The 582-nt window shown below is 63.4% G+C and carries 1 protein-coding gene; it reads left to right on the top strand.

The features are described from left to right. A partial coding sequence (locus tag CSQ93_RS28565) for a flagellin N-terminal helical domain-containing protein (RefSeq protein ID WP_099380922.1) occupies window positions 1-582 on the top strand: 582 nt, incomplete at both ends.

The following is a 582-nucleotide window of genomic DNA, read 5'->3' as shown; positions in this document are numbered from 1 at the left end:
CTGCCGGCCTGCAGATCGCTACCCGCCTGAAAGCACAGACCAGCGGCATGACGGTCGCCATGAGCAACACGCAAAACAGCACCTCGATGCTGCAAACGGCTGAAGGCGCATTCGGCGAAGTCACCAACATGCTGGTGCGCATGAAAGATCTGGCTACGCAAGCTGCCGATGCCTCGTCGAACACGGCCGACAAGGACGCCATGCAAGCCGAATACGACGCACTGGGTCTGGAATTGTCCAACGTGATGAAAAACACCACGTTCGGCGGCCAAGCTCTGCTGACCGGCGGCACCATCGCCAGCGCCATGACGTTCCAGATCGGCGCCGCGAAATCGGAAACGATGAGCATCAACCTGTCCACCTCGATGGGTAGCGTCACCGCCGCACTGGGTTCGGCCAGCGCCAACTTCGGCGCCGCCGGCCTGGGCACCGAACTGACCGCCAGCGCCAACGCCGCCATCGGCAGCCTGGTCTCGGCCATCGACAGCATCGGCGTGGTACGTTCCGCACTGGGCGCCGCCGCCAACCGCCTCGACCACGTCAACAGCAACCTGTCGAACATCTCGACCAACACCAAGGCCG

The sequence above is a fragment of the Janthinobacterium sp. BJB426 genome (genome assembly GCF_002735705.1).
Taxonomy (GTDB): domain Bacteria; phylum Pseudomonadota; class Gammaproteobacteria; order Burkholderiales; family Burkholderiaceae_D; genus Janthinobacterium.
This window is presented reverse-complemented; position numbering and strand designations above follow the sequence as displayed.